18 protein-coding genes, 2 tRNA genes and 1 pseudogene are annotated in these 20853 nt (G+C 54.1%); 17 read left to right on the forward strand and 4 right to left on the reverse strand.

Translation table 11 applies throughout. The features are described from left to right. Positions 1-37 precede the first annotated feature (37 nt). The gene (argF, locus tag PL263_RS02685; protein WP_278211585.1) at positions 38-937 is read right to left on the reverse strand and encodes an ornithine carbamoyltransferase; all 900 of its coding nucleotides are present in this window, start codon (positions 935-937) and stop codon (positions 38-40) included. Positions 938-943: 6 nt separating this feature from the next. Continuing rightward, positions 944-2116: an acetylornithine transaminase gene (locus tag PL263_RS02690; RefSeq protein WP_278211586.1), complete on the reverse strand. Its 1173-nt coding sequence runs from the start codon at positions 2114-2116 to the stop codon at positions 944-946. A gap of 261 nt (positions 2117-2377) precedes the next feature. On the opposite strand from PL263_RS02690, the gene PL263_RS02695 reads away from it, so the two are divergent. Next, the gene (locus PL263_RS02695; protein WP_278211587.1) at positions 2378-2905 is read left to right on the forward strand and encodes a hypothetical protein; all 528 of its coding nucleotides are present in this window, start codon (positions 2378-2380) and stop codon (positions 2903-2905) included. Positions 2906-3076: 171 nt separating this feature from the next. Further along, the gene (gene dhaL, locus PL263_RS02700) at positions 3077-3715 is read left to right on the forward strand and encodes a dihydroxyacetone kinase subunit DhaL (RefSeq protein ID WP_278211588.1); all 639 of its coding nucleotides are present in this window, start codon (positions 3077-3079) and stop codon (positions 3713-3715) included. A 17-nt stretch (positions 3716-3732) separates the two neighbouring features. Here the strand turns inward: dhaL and dhaK are convergent, their stop codons facing one another. Further along, positions 3733-4719: a dihydroxyacetone kinase subunit DhaK gene (dhaK, locus tag PL263_RS02705; RefSeq protein ID WP_140912597.1), complete on the reverse strand. Its 987-nt coding sequence runs from the start codon at positions 4717-4719 to the stop codon at positions 3733-3735. 27 nt (positions 4720-4746) lie between these two features. Then, positions 4747-5568 (reverse strand): HAD-IIA family hydrolase, encoded by an 822-nt coding sequence (locus PL263_RS02710; RefSeq protein ID WP_278211589.1) that lies wholly within the window; start codon positions 5566-5568, stop codon positions 4747-4749. Positions 5569-5776: 208 nt separating this feature from the next. On the opposite strand from PL263_RS02710, the gene PL263_RS02715 reads away from it, so the two are divergent. The 15 genes and pseudogenes from PL263_RS02715 (at position 5777) to PL263_RS02785 (ending at position 20822) form a co-directional block, all read left to right on the forward strand. Then, positions 5777-5852 (forward strand) — tRNA-Phe (locus tag PL263_RS02715). Between the two features lie 22 nt (positions 5853-5874). Then, positions 5875-5950 (forward strand) — tRNA-Phe (locus tag PL263_RS02720). 147 nt (positions 5951-6097) lie between these two features. Next, positions 6098-6583 (forward strand): ribosome maturation factor RimP, encoded by a 486-nt coding sequence (gene rimP, locus PL263_RS02725; RefSeq protein ID WP_140912599.1) that lies wholly within the window; start codon positions 6098-6100, stop codon positions 6581-6583. Next, on the forward strand, positions 6573-8084 hold the full coding sequence (nusA, locus tag PL263_RS02730; protein ID WP_140912600.1) for a transcription termination factor NusA: 1512 nt from the start codon (positions 6573-6575) through the stop codon (positions 8082-8084). Before rimP ends, nusA begins: the two co-directional genes overlap by 11 nt. Before the next feature lie 14 nt (positions 8085-8098). Further along, the gene (infB, locus tag PL263_RS02735) at positions 8099-10762 is read left to right on the forward strand and encodes a translation initiation factor IF-2 (RefSeq protein ID WP_140912601.1); all 2664 of its coding nucleotides are present in this window, start codon (positions 8099-8101) and stop codon (positions 10760-10762) included. Positions 10763-10764: 2 nt separating this feature from the next. Next, the gene (gene rbfA / locus PL263_RS02740) at positions 10765-11160 is read left to right on the forward strand and encodes a 30S ribosome-binding factor RbfA (RefSeq protein ID WP_140912602.1); all 396 of its coding nucleotides are present in this window, start codon (positions 10765-10767) and stop codon (positions 11158-11160) included. Further along, the gene (truB, locus tag PL263_RS02745) at positions 11160-12077 is read left to right on the forward strand and encodes a tRNA pseudouridine(55) synthase TruB (protein WP_278211592.1); all 918 of its coding nucleotides are present in this window, start codon (positions 11160-11162) and stop codon (positions 12075-12077) included. The genes rbfA and truB overlap by 1 nt, the downstream gene beginning before the upstream one ends. A 106-nt stretch (positions 12078-12183) precedes the next feature. Then, entirely contained in the window at positions 12184-12453 is a 270-nt protein-coding gene (rpsO, locus tag PL263_RS02750; protein ID WP_064021993.1) for a 30S ribosomal protein S15, read from the forward strand. An 81-nt stretch (positions 12454-12534) separates the two neighbouring features. Next, positions 12535-14616, forward strand: coding sequence for a polyribonucleotide nucleotidyltransferase (pnp, locus tag PL263_RS02755; protein WP_347568949.1), 2082 nt, complete (start codon positions 12535-12537; stop codon positions 14614-14616). Positions 14617-14787: 171 nt separating this feature from the next. Further along, a complete protein-coding gene (locus PL263_RS02760; RefSeq protein ID WP_278211595.1) occupies positions 14788-15435 on the forward strand; it encodes a uracil-DNA glycosylase in 648 nt (215 codons plus the stop codon). Between the two features lie 16 nt (positions 15436-15451). After that, positions 15452-17266: pseudogene (gene uvrC / locus PL263_RS02765) on the forward strand (excinuclease ABC subunit UvrC); the annotation flags it as partial. After that, entirely contained in the window at positions 17256-17816 is a 561-nt protein-coding gene (pgsA, locus tag PL263_RS02770) for a CDP-diacylglycerol--glycerol-3-phosphate 3-phosphatidyltransferase (protein ID WP_278211598.1), read from the forward strand. The pseudogene uvrC and the gene pgsA, both read left to right, overlap by 11 nt. Before the next feature lie 67 nt (positions 17817-17883). After that, on the forward strand, positions 17884-18495 hold the full coding sequence (locus PL263_RS02775) for a TetR family transcriptional regulator (RefSeq protein WP_278211599.1): 612 nt from the start codon (positions 17884-17886) through the stop codon (positions 18493-18495). A 42-nt stretch (positions 18496-18537) separates the two neighbouring features. Further along, on the forward strand, positions 18538-19809 hold the full coding sequence (gene tviB, locus PL263_RS02780; RefSeq protein WP_278211600.1) for a Vi polysaccharide biosynthesis UDP-N-acetylglucosamine C-6 dehydrogenase TviB: 1272 nt from the start codon (positions 18538-18540) through the stop codon (positions 19807-19809). A gap of 2 nt (positions 19810-19811) precedes the next feature. Next, positions 19812-20822, forward strand: coding sequence for an NAD-dependent epimerase (locus PL263_RS02785; RefSeq protein WP_140912609.1), 1011 nt, complete (start codon positions 19812-19814; stop codon positions 20820-20822). The last annotated feature ends 31 nt before the right edge of the window (positions 20823-20853 follow it).

The raw sequence follows: 20853 nt of genomic DNA on the forward strand, positions 1-20853 counted from the left end.
CGGTCGGCTTTTGAATAAAGCGTCGATTCTAGCGAAATTATCGACAGATGAGAAATTCCAGCAACGCTTTCTGAGCGTGCAGACGGTTCTCCGCTTCCGGAAAAACCACACTTTGCGGGCCGTCGATCACGTCGGCGGTGACTTCTTCGCCGCGGTGCGCCGGCAGGCAATGCATGAACAGTGCGTCGGGTTTGGCGGCAGCCATGGTGGCGGCGTTGACCTGGAAGTCTTTGAACACGAATTCGCGTTTCTTTTGCTCCTCTTCCTGGCCCATACTGGCCCAGACGTCGGTGACGACCAAGTCGGCCTGATGCGCGGCCTGTTCCGGTGTATTGAAGAACGCGACCCGCTCGCCGGCCGGATCGACGATGCTTTGCAGCGGGCGGTAATCGACCGGGCAGGCGATATTCAGTTTAAAGTCGAACTGGCGGGCGGCGTTGATGTAAGAGTGGCACATATTGTTGCCGTCGCCGATCCAGGCTACCGTCTTGCCGGCGATGTCGCCGCGAAACTCGAAATAGGTCTGCATATCCGCCAGCAATTGGCAGGGGTGTTTCAAATCGGTGAGGCCGTTGATCACCGGAACCCGCGAGTGCTGGGCGAAAGTAGTGACGGTCTCGTGTTTGTGGGTGCGCAGCATGATGCAGTCCACCATGCTGGAAATCACTTTCGCGCTGTCTTCCAGCGGTTCGCCGCGGCCGAGTTGGGTGTCGCGCGGCGACAAAAACAGCGCGGTGCCGCCGAACTGGGCCATGCCGGCTTCGAACGAGATTCGGGTCCGGGTCGAGGATTTTTCGAAAATCATCGCCAGCACTTTGCCTTTCAGCGGTTGATAGTTGGGATCGCGATGGCGTTTCAGCTCCATGGCGCGAAGAATCAAGGCATGGAGCTCGGCGCTGGTTAAGTCCAGCAGGCTGATGAAGTGTCTGGGTTGCATGGCGATTTACCTGCTAAAGTCCTGAATGAGCGCCGCCAAAGTTTCGGTCAGCGTCGTAATTTGGGCGTCGTCGATAATCAACGGCGGCAATAAACGGATGGTGTTGTCGGCCGTGACGTTGATCAGCAGGCCGTGGGCCAAGGCAATGCCGACCAGTTCACCGCAGGGCCGGTCCAGTTCGACGCCAATCATCAAGCCTTTGTTGCGGATCGAGACGATGTGCGGATTGCCGGCCAGGGCCAGTTTCAACGCTGTCTGGATTTTTTCGCCTTTTTCGGCCGCTTGTTCGATCAAGCCGGAGCCGGTCAAGGTTTCCAGTACTGCCAGGGCAGCGCTACACGCCAACGGGTTGCCGCCGAAGGTCGAGCCGTGGTTGCCGGCTGTCAGTACTTCGGCCGCTTGGCCGCGTGCCAGGCAGGCGCCGATCGGCACGCCGTTGCCCAAGGCCTTCGCCATGGTGCAGACGTCGGGCAAAATAGCGTTGTGTTGATAAGCCAGAAATTTTCCGGTACGGCCGACGCCGGTCTGGATTTCATCCAATATCATCAGCAAGTTATGGCGGTCGCACAGCTCGCGAATCCGGTTCAGATAGTCGGCGGCCGGGATGTTGACACCGCCTTCGCCTTGTACCGGTTCCGCCATGATCGCCACGATGTTGCTGTCCGCTGCGATGGTGGCTTCCAGCGCCGGAATATCGTTGTACGGTACATGGCTGAAGCCGGCCAATAACGGTGCAAAACCTTGTTTGATCTTGCTGTTGCCGGTCGCGCTCAAGGTGCCCATGGTACGGCCGTGGAAGCTTTTTTCCATGGTTATCACTACCGGATTGTCGATGCCGCGTTGATGACCGTACTTGCGGGCAATCTTGATGGCGGCTTCGTTGGCCTCGGCGCCGGAGTTGGCGAAAAACACATTGTCCATACCGCTCAGTGCGATCAAACGGTCGGCCAATTGCGCCTGTAATTCCACGCCGTACAAATTGGACGTATGCAACAGGGTCTTGCTTTGCCGGCATACGGCTTCGTGGACTGCGGGATGGGCGTGGCCCAGGCTGCAAACGGCGATACCGGCCACTGCGTCCAGATAGCGTCGCCCTTCGCTGTCCCACAACCACGCGCCTTCTCCGCGCGAAAAAGTGACCGACTGGCGGGCGTAAGTGGGCATGATATGGCTGGTCATTAGCAAGGCTCTGAAGGTGTTTTGAAAAACGCAGTTCGCTTGAAAAAAGCGCGCGATTATATTTTTTAATAGCTGTCGAAGCAAACAATAGTTTCGGTTGCCTGGGCATTTTTTGGGCCGGATTCGCGTCCGGCAGTTTTAAAACAAACTCTTGCCGGGCAAGCGGCCGGCATTGTTATAAATTTGTAATATTGATGCAGTAGAGTTCCGCCATTTACAGCCGTTTCGGCCGGCTTGGGGTTAACTTTCAAGGGATTTGCGTTGAGCGAGAACGAGCATCTGATAGACGATAAAAAACACATCGTTTCGATAAGGCTGAATAATTCCGACCGGATTGCAGTGCGTTCGACTGCCGCGAGACTATTGGTGCGCGAGTCGGAGTTGTACCGCTTTGCCGTTTATCATTTATTGAATCGCTTGCACAAGCTCCATGACGACGCTTGTGTTGGTAGCGATTTGTTGCCGCTGTTCATCGAGTTTAAAAACGAACTGAATACCCATTTGGGCTTAAAAAAACACCAGTTGTTTAAAATCTTCAACGGCCGCAATCCCGAGCCGGAAAAATTCGTATCGATGGCCGATATCGAACTGTTATTGTTGCCGCGGCATGCGGTGCGGCAACGGTTATTGCAAATGAACGAAGCTCTGCCGCAAAAACGGACCGATACCGATGCTTGGTTGCACGATTATCTGCAGGAGAAATACCGATTCACTGTTCCGTTGGAGGAAAGCGAGTTGCTGTTGTCCTTAGATTCCGTAGATAACGAGGCGGGACCTGAAGAGAGCTGATTGAAATCCGGGGCCGCTGTTGCTGCCTGAATCTATTCGGCGCTTAACCAAGACGTTATTCCTCGCCAATTGCTCCGCACTGCAGAACAAGATAGGGCGGTTTCCAACTGCTGGACAGACTGGCGCTGCTTTGGCTATGCTCGACCGCTTTATCAATATGCAGGAGGCGGTATGCCGATTACCCCCGTAATATTTCCGGAGCTGATCCGGGCCTTGATCGCCGCGATCGACGCCAATGCCGATGCGGTTACCGAATTGGATCAGGCGATAGGCGACGGCGACCATGTTTTCAATTTGCAGCGCGGTTTGCTGGCTTTACAGCAACATGCCGATGACATTGCAACCTTGGATTGGCCGGCGGCCTGGCAAAAGATAGGTATGACGGTAATGTCCGCCGTTGGCGGCGCCTCCGGATCTTTGTACGCCACCTTGTTTATCGGTTTGGCGAAGAGCAGTCAGGGTAAATCCCTGGATCTCCGGGGATTCTCTGAAGCTTTGTTGCTGGCGGTGGAAGCGGTCAAACAGCGCGGCAAGGCGGATGTCGGCGAGAAAACCATGCTCGACGTATTGGTGCCGGCCGCTCAGGCTTTGCGGGCAGAGGCGGCGGCGAACAGTGCGCTGCCGACGATTTTGGCGCGTTTGCGCCAAGTCGCGGCGGAAGGGGCTGAAGCGACGCGGGATATGGTCGCAACCAAGGGCAGGGCGTCGTTTTTGGGCGAGCGCAGCAAAGGCCATGTCGACGCTGGTGCCAAGACCGCGCAGTTGATGATCTCTGCGATCGCCGACGTGCTGGATTTTGTGGTCGCTTAAATCCGGTCGCGGCCGCGCTAACAGCCCCAGCGCAACGCCGCGGTATTCACCGGTGCATCCCAGTAGCGCAGTAACTCGTCGTCAAGCAATGTCAGGGTTAGCGAACAGCCGGCCATATCCAGCGAAGTGGTGAAGTTGCCGACGAGTGAGCGTTGAATCCGTATCCCGCGCCGGTTGAATTGCTGCCAAGCCAGCTCGTAAATCGAATGTAGCTCTATCAATGGCGTTGCGCCGAAACCATTCACATGCAGTAAGGCGTTTTGACCGGGTGAGATCGGCAGTTCGTCTGCGATATGTTCGGACAATTGGGCAACGATTTCGCTAGCCCTGGCTAGTTTGACGGTTTCCCGGCCACGTTCGCCGTGGATGCCGACGCCGTATTCCATTTCGTCTTCATTGAGCGCGAAAGTCGGGTGGCCCAGTGCGGGCACGGTGCAGCTGGTCAGCGCTACCCCGAGCGATGCGGTCGTTTGATTGACGCGCTCGCCCAGTGCTTTGCAAGTAGCGAGGTCAGCACCGGCTTCGGCCGCGGCACCGACGATTTTTTCAATAATGGTGGTGCCGGCGACGCCGCGCCGGCCGATGCTATGCGATTTCGGCAGCGAAATATCGTCGTTGACCAACACGCTGGCATTCGGCAAGGCCAGCATTTCGCCGGCCATTTCGAAGTTCATCACGTCGCCGGCGTAATTTTTGACGATAAACAATATGCCGGCTCCGCCGTCGACGGTCTCTGCCGCGGCGATCATTTGGTCGGGGGTTGGCGAGGTGAAGACTTGGCCCGGGCAAGCGGCGTCAAGCATGCCGAAGCCGACGAAGCCGCTGTGCAGCGGTTCGTGGCCGGAGCCGCCGCCGGAGATTAGCGCCACCTTGCCGGATTTTCGTTGCTTGCGGTAGACAAAGCGCGGTTCCGGATTCAATTCCAGGATGTCGGCGTGAGCTTTTGCAAACCCTTGCAGACTGGTGTCCAGCAAGCTATTCGGATCGTCGATGAATTTTTTCATGAAGTGTCCCCGCGAATGGAAAAAGGGTCAGGCCGGTAAGTCGAGTAACATTTGGGTGATGTCGCGAATATCCGGCACAATCCAGGTCGGGCCGAAGTCGGCGACGTCGACATCGGCCTGGCTGGAAACGCCGCTCAGCACCATCAGGCTGCGGATGCCGGTACGCACTGCGCCGAGAATGTCGGTGTCCAGGCGGTCGCCGATGGCGATGGTCTGTTCGGGGGGCGTGTTCAGCAAGCCAAGCGCCTGGCGATAGATGATCGGTTCCGGTTTGCCGATGATCATCGGCTTGACGCCGGTCGTGGCGGTCAATGCGGCCAGAATCGCACCGTTGCCGTGGGTTTCGCCGCGCTCGGTGGGTAGCGACATGTCGCCGTTGGTGCCGATGAAGTGGGCGCCGGCACGTAGGTTCAAGGTCGCGGTGGCGAGTTTGTCCCAGCTCAACTCGCGGTCCATGCCGCAAACTACCAATTGAGCGCGCGTTTCCGGTTCGGTTTCGTAGAGTCCGGTTAGGGTAAAGCCCAAGTCCAATAGTGGTTGGCGGGCGCCGATGCCGCCGATCACGAATACGCGGGTCGCCTGCGGCGGGTAGTGCTGTGCCAGATAAAGTGCGGTGGCCATGCCGGAGGTCAGAATTTCGTTCAATTCGACTTCGACGCTCATGCCGGCCAGTTTGGCGACGTACTGGTCGGCGGTCATGCTGGCGTTATTGGTGGCAAGTACGAACCGCAGGCGCCTGTCTCTCAGGGTCTGGAAGAATTCGACAATCCCGGCCTGCGGGCGGTCGCCATGCCACAGCACGCCGTCCATGTCGATGATTAAGCCGCGGACGTCATTGAATTCTTGCATAACTGGATTTGATGGTCGAAGTTGGCGAATGGGCAAATGCCTGTCGTAAAATCGGCTGAAACCGAGCGAAGCCGGACCTTTCAGTGGCCGGCCAACAGGCGGCGAAGAATTGCATAAAAAACCGCTTGCTGTCCAGTTCGTGGCGGTATCTGTGTTTTTTGCTTGACTAAATCCGGATAACCTAGTTTAATGCACGGCTCTTAGCGCCGCCCAGGTAGCTCAGTCGGTAGAGCAGAGGACTGAAAATCCTCGTGTCGACAGTTCGATTCTGTCCTTGGGCACCACAGATTTTTTGGATAGGCCGTAGCCCAGGTAGCTCAGTCGGTAGAGCAGAGGACTGAAAATCCTCGTGTCGACAGTTCGATTCTGTCCTTGGGCACCATTCCTAAGCGTGGTTTGAGAAACCGAAAGCCCCTTTATGGGGTTTTTTGTTTTGTGGGCTTTCGAAATTGGAATCCCATGGCAGTGTTTAACGTTTATGGAAGAGCCTGAGGCTCTTTTTTTTTGGGTTTGAAAAGGCAAGACGGCAATGAAACAGGCTCCGGAACACTTGGTGGATTTGATCGAGCCCATCGTAGAAGGACTGGGTTACGAATGCGTTGGCATCGAATATAACCCGCATCCCTCGCATGGCATGCTGCGCGTTTATATCGACAACGAACAGGGTATTTTGTTGGACGACTGTACCAAAGTCAGTCACCAGTTGAGCGGGATGCTCGACGTCGAAGATCCGATTCCCGGCGAATACCAGTTGGAAGTGTCTTCGCCCGGTGCCGACCGGCCGTTTTTCAAGCTGAGCCAGTTTCAGCGTTTTATCGGCAGCAAAGTCAATATCAGTTTGTTTAAACCCATCGATAAGCGCCGCAAGCTTACTGGCGAAATCAAAAGCGTCGATGGCGAGACGGTTGTGATTCAAGAAGGCGAAAAATTATTCAGCGTGCCGTTTCAGGCAATGAGCAAGGCGCGCTTGGCGCCGGATTACGATTTTAATAAAGGAGGTCGCAGTGGCGAATAAAGAAATTCTGTTGGTGGCGGATGTTTTTGCCAACGAAAAAGAAATCGATAAGGAAATTATCTTTCAGGCGATCGAATCGGCCTTGGAAGCGGCCACTGTCAAACGTTACGAAAATCCGGTCAAAGTTCGGGTGGCAGTTAATCGCCATACCGGGGATTATCTGACCTACCGCCGCTGGCAGGTTGTCGACGCCAATCCGGAAATCAACGGCGATGTCGAGCATCCCGGCTGGCAAATTCTGTTGGAAGCTGCGCAGTTGGATAATCCCGAGGTGCAAGTCGGCGACTATGTCGAAGAAGAGATCGAGTCAGTTGCATTTTGCCGGATTGCCGCGCAAACCGCCAAGCAGGTGATCATTCAGAAAGTGCGCGAAGCGGAACGCAAGAAAATCGTCGAGGCATACCAAGACCGAGTCGGCGAATTGGTGACTGGTGTCGTCAAACGGCTGGAAAAAGGCAGCGTGTACCTGGACCTTGGCGGGCACGTCGAGGCTTATATCGCCCGGGAAGATATGATTCCGAAGGAGCCGGTGCGGATGGGCGACCGGGTGCGCGGCTATTTGAAAGCGGTTCGCTCCGAGCCGCGCGGGCCGCAACTGTTTGTCAGTCGTACCGCGCCGGAGTTGCTGATTGCACTGTTCCGTCTGGAAGTGCCGGAAGTGGGTGAAGGTTTGATCGACATATTGGCTGCGGCCCGCGATCCGGGGTCGCGGGCAAAAATCGCGGTCAGAGCCAACGATCCGCGATTGGACCCGGTCGGTGCTTGTGTCGGTATGCGCGGTTCGCGGGTCCAGGCCATTTCCAACGAACTGGCGGGCGAACGGGTGGACATTATTTTGTGGAATGCCAACGACGCGCAGTTCGTGATTAACGCCATGTCGCCGGCTGAAATCCAATCGATCGTGGTCGACGAAGATAAACACAGCATGGATGTGGCGGTGGCGACCGACAGTCTGTCGCAGGCGATCGGCCGCGGCGGCCAAAACGTCAGGCTGGCTACCGAGCTGACCGGGTGGGAATTGAATATTCTCGACGCAGCCCAGGTCGGCAAGAGCCACGACGAAGCTGCGGCGAAAGCCAAGCAACAGTTCATGGAACTGTTGGATGTGGATGAAGAAATCGCCGACGTCCTGGTCGATGTCGGTTTGAATAATATCGAGGAAATCGCTTACATTCCGGTCGACGAAATGCTGGAAATCGAAGGCTTCGACGAAGAATTGGTCGAAGCCCTGCGCAGTCGGGCCAAAGACGCGTTGTTAATCAGCGCGATTGTCTCGGAAGAAAAGATCGAAACCGCCGAACCCAGTCCGGAGCTGCTGGCCATGGAAGGAATGAGCGCTGAGTTGGCCAGGGAAATGGCTGCCAAAGGTATCGTGACTTTGGACGATCTGGCGGAGCAGGCCATCGATGATATTATCGAATTTACCGGAATGACCGAAGAGCGTGCTGGTAAACTAATCATGAAAGCCCGCGAGTCTTGGTTCGCAGAGGATAAGGGCTGAGGCCGGAGGAGATTATGAGCGATAAAACAGTACAGGAATTAGCGGAAGTTGTAGGCATCCCTCTGGAACGTTTTTTGGAGCAGTTGAAGGAAGCCGGCTTGAGCGCCAGCGCGCCGGACGACGTCATTGACGACGACGAAAAAGTCAAACTGCTCGCCCATTTGCGTAAACGCCACGGTAAGACCGATGCCGATCAGGAAGCGGCAACGCCCAAGCGCATTACGCTGAAACGCAGCACCAAGACCGAATTGAAGCAATCGACTCCGCCCGGTGCCGCGGTGAAAACGGTTAGCGTCGAAGTGCGCAAGCAAAAGACATATATCAAGCGTAGCGATTTACCCGGTAGCGATGAGCAGCGGCAAGCGGAGCTGGCCAAACAAGCTCTGGAAGAACAACGCAAACAGCAGTTGCTGGAAGAGGAAAGACGTAAGCAGCAAATCGAGCTGAAACCCAAGGCCGTCGAGGAAGACGTGGTTGTGGCTGTCGAGCCACCAGCGCCAGCCGCCGCCCAGGAGCTGGAGCAACCGGTCGCGGTTCAACAGGAACCCGTCGCGGAGGCTAAGTCAGAAGTTGCGGCCGCTGCAGTTCAGGTACCCGCCAAACCGGTGGAGTTGACCGAAGAGCAGCGTTTGGAGGAAGAAAAGAAGCAGCGCTTGGAAGCGGCGGTACAAAGAACGGCTGAGAAGGTCAAAAAGAAAGCCGAAGCCAAGCAACAGCAGACGCTGCATAAGAAAAAAGCCGAATTCAAGCCTTCACGCGGTCCTACTCCGGATGTCGAAGTCGATCGTGGCGGCGGCGGTGATGCGCGGCGCGGCAAGGCCAAGAAAGCGAAACCGGCCCCGCGTCGGGAAAAGCCTGAATTCGAGATCGATCTGCATCAGGCTCGCCACAAATTCGAAAAACCGCAAGCGCCTACCGTTTACGAAGTCACCATTCCGGAGACTATCGTGGTCTCCGATCTGGCTCAGAAAATGAACATCAAGGCCGCCGAAGTGATCAAGCACTTGATGAAGTTGGGCATCATGACCACCATCAATCAGACCATCGATCAGGAAACTGCGGTGATTTTGGTTGAAGAGATGGGGCACAAAGCCATCATGCAAAGCGAGGACGATTTCGAGCAGGAAATGCTGGCGGAAGTGATCGGCGAGGCCGGTGAGGTCAAGCTATCGGCTAGAGCTCCGATCGTGACCATTATGGGTCACGTCGACCACGGTAAGACCTCGTTGCTGGATTACATCCGTAAAACCCGCGTCGCTGCCGGGGAAGCTGGCGGTATTACCCAGCATATCGGTGCCTATCAGGTCAAAACCGACCACGGTTCGGTAACTTTCCTCGATACACCAGGTCACGCTGCATTTACCGCGATGCGGGCGCGTGGTGCGGAAGTCACCGACATCGTTATCGTCGTGGTTGCTGCCGACGACGGCGTGATGCCGCAAACCAAGGAGGCAATCGACCATGCTCGCGCCGCCAACGTGCCGATCATCGTCGCGCTGAATAAAATCGACAAACCGGAAGCCAATCCGGACCGAGTCATGCAGGAATTGGCTACGTTGAACGTGGTGCCGGAAGAATGGGGCGGCGACGTGCAGTTCCTGAAAGTTTCCGCCAAAACCGGTGCCGGTATCGATGACTTGATCGAGGCGTTGATTGTGCTGGCCGAGGTATTGGAGCTGAAAGCGCCGAAAGACGGGGTGGCTTCCGGTGTCTGTATCGAGTCGCGCCTGGACAAAGGCCGCGGCGTGGTGGCTACGGTGCTGATTCAAAAGGGTACGCTGAGCAAAGGCGAGTTCGTGTTATGCGGACACGAATACGGCCGGATTCGGGCGATGTTCGACGAGAATTCGCATGCGATCAAGTCAGCTGGCCCCAGTGCGCCGGTCGAGATTTTGGGCTTATCCGGTACGCCGGATGCCGGCGACGAGTTCCTGGTCGTGCAAAACGAGCGGGTGGCGCGGGAATTGGCGGCGCACCGTGAAGAGCGCAAACGCTCCAGCCGCCATGCCGCGCAGCATGCGTCGAAACTGGATGACGTCTTCTCCCGGATGTCTGCGGGCGAGACCTCGACTCTCAATGTCGTCATCAAAACCGACGTACAGGGCAGTTTGGAAGCCTTGCGCGAATCACTGGTGGGCCTGTCGACCGAGGAAGTGCAAGTCAAGTGTATTTACGGCGGTGTCGGCGGTATCAACGAAGGCGATGCCAACTTGGCGCTGGCTTCCAATGCAATTTTGATCGGTTTCAACGTTCGTGCCGATGCGGTAGCGCGTAAGTTGATCGAAGAAAAAGATATCGATCTGCATTACTACAGCATCATTTACGAGGCGATCGATGAAGTTAAGCGCGCGATCAGCGGCATGCTGGCGCCGGACATTCAGGAAAAGATCGTCGGTTTGGCCGAGGTGCGCGACGTATTCCGTTCGCCGAAGTTCGGCGCGATCGCCGGCTGTATGGTCGTCGACGGCTTCGTCAAACGCAATTTGCCGATCCGGGTGCTGCGTAACAACGTGGTGATTTTCGAAGGTCAATTGGAGTCGTTGCGTCGCTTCAAAGACGACGTCAACGAAGTCAAAATGGGCATGGAGTGCGGTATCGGCGTCAAAAATTATAACGACGTCAAAGCCGGCGACCAGATCGAAGTTTACGAACGTATCGAAGTTAAGCGGGAAATCTAAGCATGGGCAGAGAATTCGGCCGCAGCCAGCGGGTCGCTTCAGAAATGCAGAAGGAATTGGCCATCATCATGCAGCGCGACGTCAAGGATAGTCGGCTTGGTTTCGTGACGATCAACGAGGTCGAGCTGTCCAGGGATCTGGCGGTGGCGAAAATTTTCGTCACGGTATTGAACGCCGACGATGCCGGTAAGGCAGCCAATGTCAAAGTGTTGAACGAGATATCGCCGTTCATTCGCCATGAGTTGGCGAAGCGGATGCGCTTGCGGCATATCTCCGAATTACATTTTTACTACGACAATTCGTTTGATACCGGTATGCGCGTCGCGGCGCTGTTGCACGATTTGGAAGGCGGTAAGCCCGTTGCGGCTAGCGACGATACTCCGGAACAGGACGTTTAATGGCGAAACGCAAGTCTGGGCGCGATGTGCACGGCATCGTGCTGCTCGATAAACGGCTGGGGGTGTCTTCGAATCAGGCACTGCAGGAAGTAAAAAGGTTGTTCAATGCCAACAAAGCGGGCCATACCGGGGCGTTGGACCCGCTTGCCACCGGGCTTCTACCACTTTGTTTCGGCGAAGCGACCAAAGTATCGGCGTTAATGCTGGACGACGACAAGCGTTACTTGGTGACGATTCAGTTGGGGGTAATGACCGATACCGGCGACAGCGAAGGTAAAGTCATTGCCGAAATGCCGGTGCCGCCGTTGGATAAGCGTCGCCTGCTGGAGTGTCTGACTGAATTCGTCGGCGAGATCGAGCAAGTCCCGCCGATGTACTCCGCGCTCAAATATCAGGGCCAAAAACTGTATGAGTTGGCCAGGGCGGGCAAGACCGTCGAGCGGCAGGCTAGACGTATCAAAATATACCAGCTGCAGTTGGTGGCGGCCGATTTCGAGCGCGGCAGCTTGACGCTGGATGTCTCCTGTTCCAAAGGCACTTACATTCGTTCGCTTGCCGAAGATATCGGTCATCGCTTGGGCAGTTGCGCCAGTGTCACGATGCTGCGCCGCACCGCTGCGGGCATGTTTGACATCGGCCAAGCTCATACCTTGGAGGGGTTGCAGGCAATGGATTCTGAACAATTGCAGCAGGTTTTGATCGCATTAGACCAACCGTTGCTGGGCATGCCGGAAATTGCTTTGAGTGCCGAACAAGCGGAGCGGGTTCGCCAGGGGCAGCGTATCCGAGTGGCGGAAGCCGCTGCCGAGCGGGTCAGAATCTATTCGCCTGAGTGTTTTTTGGGGTTGGGGGAAATTTCAATGGATGGTAAACTAGCCCCGAAAAAACTGTTTCATCTGGATAGTCAAGCTGTTTGATTATCCGGGTCTATGCATCGTCGCTGCACCCTATTGCGGAGACGGTGCCATCCTTGCCATCATCAGATGGTTTTTTAAAATCAAAATTAATCGATAGGGATTAAGAATGTCATTAACTGCAGAACAAAAAAAAGCCGTCGTTGAAGAATACCGTTTGTCGGAATCCGATACCGGCTCGACTGAAGTCCAGGTTGCCTTGTTGACCGCCAATATCAACCAACTGACTCCGCACTTCGCTACCCACAAGAAAGACAATCATTCGCGCCGCGGTCTGTTGCGCATGGTTAACCAACGCCGCAAACTGTTGGATTATTTGAAAAACACCGATGTGGCGCGTTACCGTTCCTTGATTGAACGCCTGGGTATCCGCAAGTAATACAATCTGGAAACGGCGCATGGGGCGCCGTTTCTGCTTTAGGGCAAAATTTTCAGCATAACCTTTAATCGAAGGAACCTTATAGTGAATCCTATCAGGAAACAATTTCAGTACGGCGATCGTCTCGTCACGTTAGAAACCGGCGAAATTGCCCGTCAAGCCAACGGCGCGGTGATTATCGATGTCGAAGGCACCACGCTGTTGGTGACCGTGGTCGGCAAAAAGGAAAGCAGCGGCGGTGATTTTTTTCCGTTGACTGTCGACTATCAAGAGAAAGCCTTTGCGGCAGGTAAAATTCCCGGCGGATTTTTCAAACGCGAAGGCCGACCAAGCGAGAACGAGACGCTGATTTCTCGCCTGATCGATCGTCCGATTCGTCCACTGTTTCCCGAAGGTTTCACTAACGAAGTGCAGATCATTGCTACCGTACTGTCGTTGAATCCTGAAATAGATACCGAAGCGCCGGCGATTCTGGGTGCTTCCGCCGCACTGGCCGTGTCCGGCCTGCCGTTCAACGGTCCGTTGGGCGCTGCGACCATCGGTTATATCGATGGCCAGTACGTGTTGAATCCGACCTTGCCGCAACTGAAAGAATCGCGTTTGCGCTTGATGGTTGCCGGCACTAACAAAGCGGTGTTGATGGTGGAATCGGAAGCCGATTTGTTGCCTGAAGACGTTATGCTGGGTGCAGTATTGTTCGGCCACGAGCAAATGCAGGTTGCAATCAACGCGATCAACGAATTTGCCGCCGAAGCCGCCACTCCGGCAATCGCTTGGACTGCTCCGGCCGATAACGAAGCCCTGAAAGCCGCCGTTGCCGCCGAAGCCGAAGCGCAAATCAAAGCCGCGTACCAAATTCCCGAGAAGTTGGCGAGACAGGATGCGCTGAGCGCAATCCGTAGCGGCGTCGTGGAAAAATTGACTGCGGAAGGTCTTTACGACGAAAAAGCCATTCGCAATGTGATCGAAACTCTGGAATACAACATCGTCCGTGGTGCAATTCTGAACGATCGCAAACGTATCGACGGCCGTGATTTGACCACCGTGCGGCCGATTACGATTCGTACCGGCGTATTGCCCAGAACCCACGGTTCTGCGTTATTCACCCGCGGCGAAACTCAGGCCTTGGTCGTCGCGACTTTGGGTACCGAGCGCGATGCGCAGATCATTGACGCGTTGGCTGGCGAATACAAAGACACTTTCCTGTTCCACTACAACTTCCCGCCGTTCAGTGTGGGCGAAACCGGCCGTACCGGCTCGCCGAAACGCCGCGAGATCGGTCACGGTCGTCTGGCGAAGCGCGGCGTGCAATCGGTGTTGCCAAACATGGGCGAATTCCCTTACGTTTTGCGCGTGGTATCTGAAATCACCGAATCGAACGGTTCCAGCTCGATGGCCTCGGTTTGCGGTAGCAGTTTGGCGTTGATGGATGCCGGCGTGCCGATCAAGGCTCCGGTGGCCGGTATCGCGATGGGTTTGATCAAAGAAGGCGACCAGTTTGCCGTGTTATCCGATATTCTGGGTGACGAAGATCACTTGGGCGATATGGATTTCAAAGTGGCCGGTTCTGAGAACGGTGTCACCGCTCTGCAAATGGACATCAAGATCGACGGCATCACGCCGGAGATTATGAAAGTCGCTCTCGACCAAGCCAAGCAAGGCCGTTTGCATATTTTGGGCGAGATGAACAAAGCGCTGTCCTGCTCTCGCGAGACGATGTCGGATTTCGCGCCGCGCATCATCAGTTTTAAAATCGATCCGTCCAAAATCCGCGAAGTCATCGGTAAAGGCGGCGTGACAATCCGGGCCATAACCGAACAAACCGGCGCCAGCATCGATTTGACCGACGACGGCGTCGTAAATATCGCCTCGGTCGATAAAGCGGCTGGTGAAGAAGCTAAACGGATGATCGAGGAGATTACCGCAGAAGTCGAAGTCGGCAAAACCTATGAAGGCAAAGTCGTGCGCTTGATGGATTTCGGGGCCTTTGTCACGATCTTGCCGGGCAAGGACGGTTTGGTACACATCTCGCAAATTTCCGATGAGCGGGTCGAGAAAGTCAGCGATAAGTTGTCGGAAGGCGACGTGGTCAAGGTCAAGGTGTTGGAAATCGATCGCCAAGGCCGGGTGCGCTTGAGTATGAAAGAAGTTGATAACAACTGATCTCTTAGCGCTTATCGCAGCGACAAGAAAGGGCCGTAAGGCCCTTTTTTATTGTGGGTTACCTGTGGTCCCCTGTGCCAAACGCTTAATTAAACGGCCGGATTTTGCCGTAGCCGCGGCAGGATTTTCTCGGGTCGGGTAAAATCAACGCAGTCTTACTTTGTCTGTGTCATGTTACCTTCTAATTTCTTTAATCAAGATTGCCGGGATTGTCCGCGTTTGGCGGGGTTTCTCGATGATGTTAAACGTAAATACCCCGATTACCATGCCTTGCCGGTTGCGCCATTCGGAGATCCGGAAGCGAGACTGCTGATTGTCGGTTTGGCGCCGGGAATGCACGGTGCCAATGCCAGCGGTCGGCCCTTTACCGGGGACTATGCCGGCTTGCTGCTTTATCAAGCGTTATACGATCACGGTTTTAGCAATCAGGCGGAGTCTGCCGCGTTGAACGACGGACTGGTCTTGGCCGACTGCCGGATCACCAATGCCGTCAAGTGTCTGCCGCCGCAAAATAAACCCACCGGCGATGAAATAAAACGGTGCAATCACTATCTGGCAGCGGAAATCCAGGCCTTGCCTGAGCGCTCGGTGATTTTGGCTTTAGGTAATATCGCCCACCAAGCCGTACTGCGTGCTTATGGCTTGAAAACCAACGCTGCCAAATTCGGCCATCACTCGCTGTTTCAATTGCCGGATGGCAACACCTTGGTCAGTTCCTATCATTGCAGCCGCTACAATGTGCAGACCAAGCGTTTAAGCCCGACAATGCTGGCCGAAGTGTTTTCGACCGTTCGTTCGTTGCTGATTGGCCGTGACTGATACCGACCCGGCCGGCTTTGATGCCAAGGCGTTCATCAAAACGCTGACCCAGCGTCCAGGCATATACAAAATGCTGGACGCGGCAGGCGAGATCATTTACATCGGCAAGGCCAAGAATCTGAAGAACCGGGTGTCGAGTTATTTCAGGACCAACGCCGCTTCACCCAAGCAGCAGGCCATGGTGGCTAAAGTGGCCGGGATCGAGGTCACCGTTACTCATACCGAGGGCGAAGCTTTACTGCTGGAAAGCCAGCAGATCAAGCGGTACAAACCCCGTTACAACATCAGTTTGCGCGACGACAAATCGTATCCCTACGTTTTTATCTCCAGTTTTCACGATTTTCCGCAACTGACGTTTCACCGAGGCGCCAAGAAACGGCGCGGCCGATATTTCGGGCCTTATCCGAGCGCCAGCGCGGTTAAGGAAACCTTGAAGTTGCTGCAGAAAATATTCCCGGTCCGGCAATGCGAGGATTCTTATTACAGCGCCCGCTCCCGGCCATGTTTGCAATACCAGATCGAACGTTGCACCGCGCCTTGCGTTGGCTTGGTCAGCACAGTGCAATATGCCGCCGACGTCGAAAACACGATATTGTTTTTGGAGGGGAAGGGCGGATTGTTGATCGATCGCTTGGTTGCCAAAATGGAGCTTGCCGCCGCAGAACTGGAGTTCGAGCAAGCAGCGATTTACCGGGATCAGATCGCCAGATTGCGAGCGGTGCTGGAGAAACAATGCGTGGAGGGCGAACGCGGCGACGTCGATATTGTCGCCTGCGCCGCAAAAACCGGCATGGCCTGCGTGCAGGTATTTTACATTCGCAACGGCCAGCACTTGGGCAATCGCCAGTTTTTTCCGAAGATGTTGGAAGAAAGCCAGCCGGAGGAAATATTGCAGGCCTTTATCGCCCAATATTACTTGGAAAAAACCGTGCCGCAGGAGTTGATCGTAAGCCACGCCTTGCCGGAATCAGCCTTGGTCGCCGAGGTCTTGGCCCAGCAGGCCAAGCACGCGGTGGCCATATCGAGCAATGTGCGCGGGGAACGTCTGAAATGGCTGCAGATGGCCGTCACCAATGCCGAAAATGCGTTGAGCGCCCGCTTGGCGGATAAACAAGGATTGTTTGGCCGATTCGCCAGTTTGCAACAGGAATTGGGTTGCGACCTGATCCCGAGCCGGTTGGAGTGTTTCGATATTAGTCATACTCAAGGCGAGCAGACCGTTGCGTCGTGCGTGGTGTTCGATCGGGATGGGCCGGTGAAGAGCGATTACCGCCGCTTCAATATCGAAGGCATTGCGCCGGGCGACGATTATGCTGCGATCTATCAAGCCGTTTCCCGACGCTTCAAACGCTTGAAGCAAGGCGAACATCGGGCGCCGGATATTTTGTTTATCGACGGCGGTAAAGGCCAGGTCGCTGAAGCGGAAAAGGCTTTGGCCGAATTGGAGATAAACGATGTTATGATAGTTGGGGTTGCCAAAGGGCCCGATCGCAAAGCCGGCATGGAAAAAATTATTCTGGTCGGTAATCAACAGCCATTGGACGTAACGCCGGGAGCGTCGGCTTTGCTGTTGATTCAGCAGATTCGCGATGAGGCGCATCGTTTTGCTATAACCAGCCATAGACAGCGGCGCGGTAAAGTCAATAAGCAATCGGTATTGGAGGATATCGCCGGACTGGGGCCGAAAAGAAGACAGGTTCTGCTGAAACAGTTCGGCGGTTTGCAGGGAGTGTCCAGTGCAGGCGTGGACGCTTTGGCCAGTATAGATGGCATTAGCCGACAATTAGCACAGCGGATTTACGATACGTTTCACCACCAAGATGGCCATTAGATTCACAATTCCGACTTACTTGACTTTGCTGAGGATTGCATTGATCCCGTTGCTGGCCATTGTGTTTTATTTACCTTGGCAGTATTCGAATATCGCCTGCACGCTGATTTTTTTGATAGCCGGCGTTACCGATTGGTTGGACGGTTATTTGGCCAGAAAAATGAATATGCAAACGGCTTTCGGCGCCTTTTTGGATCCGGTGGCCGATAAATTGATGGTGGCGATCGTTCTGGTGTTGATTGTGCAGGAGCAAGGTAATCCTTTCCTGGCGGTACCGGCAGCCGTTATCATCGGCCGGGAGATTGCCATAGCCTCGTTAAGAGAATGGATGGCGGAAATCGGTCAACGCGCCAGGGTTAAGGTGTCGTTATTGGGAAAATGGAAAACCACGGCACAAATGACCGCGGTCAGTTTGTTGTTGTACCGGGAAGACTTGTTCGGTTTGCCGATCAACTCGATAGGTTATTGGCTATTATACTTGTCGGCAATATTGACGTTATGGTCGATGGTCAATTACCTCGTGGCGGCGTTTTCCACCATTAGCGAATAAAATAATAAAGCGGTATTAATACTGCAATAACAGAGAGTAAACAGCAGGTAAAGCTGTATAAAAGAGCATGGAACAAGAATTAGAATCGACATCAGAGATTGAGCAGAAAAAAACGGTCAGTCAGGACGAAGTATTGCAAGCGGCATTGAAACTATTTGCTGAAAAAGGCTATTTCAATACTTCGTTGACCGATATTAAGAATGCCCTGGGCATTAAAACCAATAGCGGTATCAACCAGTTTTTCAAAACCAAACAAGCGATCGCTCAGACTTTACACGAGAATATTCTCGATAGTCTGAGCATATCGGTCGACGATATTCGCCGTCGTAACCGTAAAGCGGCGGAACAACTGCGGGAAATAGTAGACTTATTATTCCGTTTAACCGACGACGCGCCGGAAGTGGTGCAGTTCCTGTTGTTTGTAAACAGCGATGAGTTTCTGTCCGAACCGAAACCTTTATTGGATACGGCGGCGTTTGTCAAAATCAAGCGCATTTTTCAGAACGGTGTCAAAGACGGCGAAATTAAGGCCATTGATCCGTTACTCGCCTACACTTACTTTTTTGGCATCATCAATCATACTTTGGAAATGGTCTTGAAAGGGGGGCTGCCTAAAGCGGCCGATAGTTACCTTTCTCAAGCCTGGTTGATGGCGTGGGGTTGTATCGCCAAGAAATAGCGAACTCAAAAAGTACCAGTGCGGTAGTGGAGGATTTAGTTGATGTTGGACAACGTTAAGATTGGCATGATTGGTCTGGGCTATGTCGGATTGCCGTTGGCAGTGGAGTTTGGTCGGAAGTATCCGACGGTCGGTTTCGATATCAATCGGCATCGTATCAAGGAGTTGCGCGCCGGCCGGGATCATACTCTTGAAGTCAGCGGAGAAGAACTGGCGGCAGCCACTAGACTGACTTACAGCGCGGATTTGCAGGATATCGCCGATTGTTCGGTTTACATTGTCACGGTTCCCACCCCGATCAACGAACATAAGCAACCCGATTTGACGCCTCTGCAGAAAGCCAGCGATTTGCTCGGCAAAGTCGTCAAACCAGGCGATATCGTCGTTTACGAGTCGACGGTCTACCCGGGGGCGACTGAAGAAGTCTGTGTGCCGATACTGGAACGGGTTTCCGGATTGAAATTCAACCAGGATTTCTTCGTCGGCTATAGCCCCGAGCGGATTAATCCTGGCGACAAACTGCATCGGGTGACAAATATTTTGAAGGTGACTTCGGGCTCGACCCCGGAAATTGCCGAAAAAGTCGACGCCCTCTATAAGAGTATTATCGCTGCTGGAACCCATAAAGCCAGCAGCATTAAAGTGGCCGAAGCCGCCAAGGTCATCGAAAACACCCAGCGCGACGTCAACATTGCTTTAATTAACGAACTGGCCTTAATCTTCAATAAATTGGGTATCGATACCGAGGAAGTCTTGCTGGCAGCCGGTACCAAATGGAATTTTTTGCCGTTCAGACCCGGCTTGGTTGGCGGTCATTGCATTGGCGTGGATCCTTATTATCTGACCCACAAGGCCCAAGCGATCGGTTATAACCCGGAAGTCATCCTGTCCGGCCGGCGTATTAACGACGGTATGGGCGTATACGTGGTGTCGCAACTGGTCAAGTTGATGCTAAAAAAACGGATTCACGTTCAGGAAGCCAACGTACTGATCATGGGTTTGACGTTTAAGGAAAACTGCCCGGATATTCGCAATACCCGAGTAGTGGATATTGTGGCCGAATTGCAGACCTACGGCGTCAATGTCGACATTTACGACCCTTGGGTCGACGCTGATGAAGCTCGGCACGAATACGGTATTTCTCCAGTCCAGCAGCCCGATAAGGGCAAATACGATGCAATCATCCTGGCGGTAGCCCACGATCAGTTCCGGCAAATGCCGATCTCCGCGATCAGAGCTCTTGGTACGCCGCAGGCGATAGTCTACGATCTGAAATATTTATTTCCGGCCGATCAAACCGACGCAAGGTTGTAAACATGAGAATTATGGTGACCGGCACAGCCGGTTTTATCGGTAACCATTTGGCTGTTAAGTTGTTGGAACGCGGTGACGAAGTTATCGGCATCGATAACCTCAACGACTATTATGACGTGAATCTCAAACTCAGCCGTTTGGATAGAATCAAAAATCATTCCGGGTTTACCGATATAAGGTTGGATATTGCCGACCGGGCCGGAATGGACGCGGTTTTCAAGAAGTACCAACCGCAAAAAGTCGTCAATTTAGCGGCTCAGGCGGGGGTACGCTATTCGTTGGAAAATCCCCATGCTTATATTGATAGCAATATTGTCGGCTTTATCAATATCCTGGAAGGTTGTCGACACCATAAGGTCGAACATCTGGTTTATGCCTCGAGTAGTTCGGTTTACGGTGCTAACGAGTCGATGCCGTTTTCAGTGCATGACAATGTCGACCATCCATTAAGTCTGTATGCCGCCTCAAAAAAGGCGAACGAATTGATGGCGCATACCTACAGCAATCTGTATCAGCTTCCAACTACCGGATTGCGCTTCTTCACCGTTTACGGGCCTTGGGGGCGGCCAGACATGGCGTTGTTCCTATTCACCAAAGCCATTTTGGCGGGTGAAAAAATCAAGGTATTTAACTACGGTAAACATCGGCGAGACTTCACCTACATAGACGATATCGTCGAAGGCGTCATGCGCACCTTGGATCATAACGCGCAGGCCAATCTCAACTGGGACGGATCGAATCCGGATCCTGGTACAAGTAAAGCGCCGTGGCGCGTTTACAATATCGGCAACCAAAATCCGGTGGAGCTGATGGCCTACATCGAGACGCTGGAGCGGTTTTTGGGCAAAACGGCGGAGAAAGAGTTGTTGCCGTTGCAACCCGGCGATGTCCCCGACACTTACGCTGATGTCGAAGCCTTGGTGAGCGATGTCGGCTACAAACCCAATACCAGCATAGAGCAGGGCATACAGCGCTTTGTTGAATGGTATTTGGACTACTATCGTTCCCGCTGAGGCTTTTCAAAGGTATAGCGGTAACTTGAGT

Source organism: Methylomonas sp. EFPC3, from assembly GCF_029643245.1.
In the GTDB taxonomy this organism is placed as follows: Bacteria; Pseudomonadota; Gammaproteobacteria; order Methylococcales; family Methylomonadaceae; genus Methylomonas; species Methylomonas koyamae_B.